This is a genomic window from Rhodospirillales bacterium RIFCSPLOWO2_02_FULL_58_16 (genome assembly GCA_001830425.1).
Lineage (GTDB): Bacteria > Pseudomonadota > Alphaproteobacteria > Rhodospirillales > 2-02-FULL-58-16 > 2-02-FULL-58-16.
Genome location: MIAA01000001.1, coordinates 74378 through 77517, shown reverse-complemented (window position 1 = coordinate 77517; position 3140 = coordinate 74378). Strand labels below are relative to the sequence as shown.

The window sequence follows — 3140 nt, the reverse complement described above, 5'->3', positions numbered from 1 at the left end:
TCATCTCTACGGCTTTATGGATGAAAGCGAACGCGACTGGTTCAGGCTGCTGACCACGGTGCAGGGGGTGGGGGCAAAAGTCAGTCTGGCCATTCTTTCGGCGCTCGGCCCCAATGAATTGGCCGACGCCATTGCCGTAGGCGACTGCGCCGCCGTCACCCGCGCCGCCGGCGTCGGGCCTAAACTGGCGACCAGAATCATCAGCGAACTCAAGGATAAAGCCGGCGCTATTGCTCTCGGCGCTCATGCGCGGATCGGCGGCGCAACGGCGACCGCGCCCATAGGCGGGGCCATGGCGGACGCCGTCTCGGCCCTGGTCAACCTCGGCTACGGCGTCTCCGAGGCGCATGCGGCGCTGGCCCGCGCCTGCGGCGGCCTGGGTCCGCAGCCCGCCGTCGAGGATTTGATCAGAGCCGGACTTTCCGAACTCGGCGCCGGAGAACATAGGCGATGAATGACGCCGACCGCATGGTAGCCCCCGAGCAGACGGAAAAAGACCGGATCGAGTCCTCGCTGCGGCCGCTGACGCTGGACGATTTTATCGGCCAGGAGCAGGTGCGCGGCAATCTCAAGGTCTTCATCAAGGCGGCGCGCGCTCGCGGCGAGGCCATGGATCACGCGCTGTTCTACGGGCCTCCGGGACTGGGCAAGACGACTCTGGCTCATATCGTCGCCCGCGAACTGGGCGTCGGCTATCGCGCCACTTCGGGGCCGGTCATCGTCAAGGCCGGAGATTTGGCGGCGATCCTCACCAACCTGCAACCCCGCGACGTTCTGTTTATTGACGAAATCCATCGTCTTAACCCGGCTGTCGAGGAAATCCTCTATCCGGCGATGGAGGACTTTCAGCTTGACCTGATCATCGGCGGGGGGCCGGCGGCGCGCTCGGTGCGCATCGACCTGCCGCCGTTTACCCTGATCGGCGCCACCACCCGCACCGGGCTGATCACCGGCCCGCTGAGGGAACGCTTCGGCATTCCCATGAGAATGGTTTTCTACAGCCCCGAGGAACTGAAGCGGATCATCGCCAGGGGCGCCGGTCTGCTGGGGCTTGATCTGAAACCCGAAGGCGCCGCCGAAATTTCCAGGCGCTCGCGCGGCACCCCCCGCGTCGCCGGGCGGCTGCTGCGCCGGGTGCGCGACTTCGCCGTCGTTGACGGCATTACCGAAGTCGATGCCGAGGCCGCCGACAAAGCCCTCAATCGCCTTGAAGTTGACCAATGCGGTCTGGACGCCATGGATCGGCGCTATCTCCGCTGCATCGCCGACAACTACGGCGGCGGCCCGGTGGGGGTGGAGACGCTGGCGGCGGCGTTGTCCGAACAGCGCGACACCATCGAGGAGGTGATCGAGCCTTACCTTATCCAGCAGGGGTTGCTGATGCGGACGCCGCGCGGACGCGCCCTGGCGGTTAGGGCTTACGCTCATCTGGGCCTTGCGGCCCCGTTATCGGCGGAACAGTTGAATTTGACGGCGGAGGCCGACGAATGAACGCTCATGTGTTTCCCGTACGGGTCTATTACGAGGACACCGACGCCGGCGGCATCGTCTATTACGCCAACTACCTCAAATTCGCCGAGCGGGCGCGCACCGAGATGCTGCGCGATCTGGGCGCCGAAAATTCAAAGATCATGAAAAGCGACGGCATCGTCATGGCGGTGCATCACTGCTCGGCGGATTACTTGAAACCGGCCCGTCTTGACGACATGCTGGCGGTCCATACCCGACTCGTTAAGATAGGCGGCGCTTCGCTGCATCTTGACCAGACGGTGGTCCGCGACGGAGAAGATATAGCGCGGATGAAAATTCGTCTTGTCTGCATGACTTTGGCGGGAAGCTCCGCCCGCTTGCCCGAAAATTTGAGGCTTTTGTTTAATAATTACATCAATAATGAACAGGTGTGAATGATGGAAAACAACGTAATTGACGCCGTTTCGCTCGGCGGCTCCACCGCTCTGGATTTTTCCATAATGGCCCTGTTCCTGAAGGCCGACCCCATCGTCAAATCGGTTATCGCCGTCTTGTTGCTGGCGTCGATCTGGTGTTGGGCGATCATCTTCCAGAAGATTCTGGGAATACGCCTTCTGAACGCCGGGGCCGCCAATTTCGAAACCGCTTTTTGGTCGGGCGGTTCGCTGGATGATCTGTATGACCGCATCTCCGGACAGCCGCGTGATCCCATGTCGGCGGTTTTCGTCGCCGCCATGCGCGAGTGGCGGCGCACTCCGGGAGGCGCGACAAGCGGTTCGATGGACAACAAGCGCGTCGGCGTCGGCGGTCGGGTCGAGCGGGTCATGCAGATTACCGTGACCCGCGAGATGGATCGCGCCGAGCGCCACCTGACCTTCCTCGCCACCACCGGCTCGACGGCGCCGTTCATCGGCCTGTTCGGCACGGTATGGGGCATCATGAACAGCTTCCAGGCTATCGCCCAGTCCAAGAACACTTCGCTGGTGGTGGTCGCGCCGGGCATCGCCGAGGCTTTGTTCGCCACGGCGCTGGGGCTGCTGGCGGCGATTCCGGCGGTGGTCGCCTACAATAAGATTTCCAAGGACCTGGACCGCTACGCCACCCGGCTGGACAGTTTTGCCGGAGAGTTCTCCGCCATCCTGTCGCGTCAGATGGATGAAAAGAGTTAGTCCATGTCATTTTCATCGCAAGGCGGATCGCGCCGCTACACGCAACGCAACGCTCACCGACCGATGAGCGATATCAACGTCACTCCCATGGTCGACATAATGCTCGTGCTGCTGATCATCTTTATGGTGGCGGCGCCGCTGCTTACCGTGGGGGTGACGGTGGATTTGCCCAAGACGGCGGCGTCGGCGATTCCCGGACAGGACGAACCGCTGGCTATTTCGATAAAAGCCGACGGCAGCATCCACCTTCAGGAAACCCCGGTCGAGATCGACGCCCTGGTCCCGCGTCTGAACGCCATCACCAACAACAACCCGGACCTGCGTATTTTCATCCGGGGCGACAAGGCCATCGACTACGGGCGGGTAATGCAGGTGATGGGCGTCGTCAACGCCGCCGGCTTCAAGAAGGTGGCCCTGGTGACCGAGCAGGCCGTTGTCAAAAAGAAAAAAGGAAAGTAGGCGGCGTTAATGCGCAACAGCTTCTTCTTTTCGGCGTTGCTC

At 62.1% G+C, this 3140-nt stretch carries 4 protein-coding genes and 2 pseudogenes (2 of these 6 running past the window's edge); 5 read left to right on the top strand and 1 reads right to left on the bottom strand.

What is annotated here, in order from left to right; genetic code table 11:
- The 5 genes and pseudogenes from A3H92_13055 to A3H92_13035 all read left to right on the top strand — a co-directional run.
- Nucleotides 1-454 (top strand): annotated as a pseudogene (locus A3H92_13055) (Holliday junction DNA helicase RuvA); it begins 214 nt to the left of the window's first position.
- The gene (locus A3H92_13050; GenBank protein ID OHC76523.1) at nucleotides 451-1491 is read left to right on the top strand and encodes a Holliday junction DNA helicase RuvB; all 1041 of its coding nucleotides are present in this window, start codon (nucleotides 451-453) and stop codon (nucleotides 1489-1491) included. Before A3H92_13055 ends, A3H92_13050 begins: the two are co-directional and overlap by 4 nt.
- A complete protein-coding gene (locus A3H92_13045; protein OHC76522.1) occupies nucleotides 1488-1904 on the top strand; it encodes a tol-pal system-associated acyl-CoA thioesterase in 417 nt (138 codons plus the stop codon). Before A3H92_13050 ends, A3H92_13045 begins: the two co-directional genes overlap by 4 nt.
- Before the next feature lie 3 nt (nucleotides 1905-1907).
- Nucleotides 1908-2639: a protein TolQ gene (locus A3H92_13040; GenBank protein OHC76585.1), complete on the top strand. Its 732-nt coding sequence runs from the start codon at nucleotides 1908-1910 to the stop codon at nucleotides 2637-2639.
- A gap of 63 nt (nucleotides 2640-2702) precedes the next feature.
- On the top strand, nucleotides 2703-3098 hold the full coding sequence (locus A3H92_13035; protein OHC76521.1) for a protein TolR: 396 nt from the start codon (nucleotides 2703-2705) through the stop codon (nucleotides 3096-3098).
- Here A3H92_13035 and A3H92_13030 read toward each other — a convergent pair.
- A pseudogene (locus A3H92_13030) lies at nucleotides 3076-3140 on the bottom strand (hypothetical protein) (it continues 328 nt past the right edge of the window). The gene A3H92_13035 and the pseudogene A3H92_13030 overlap by 23 nt on opposite strands.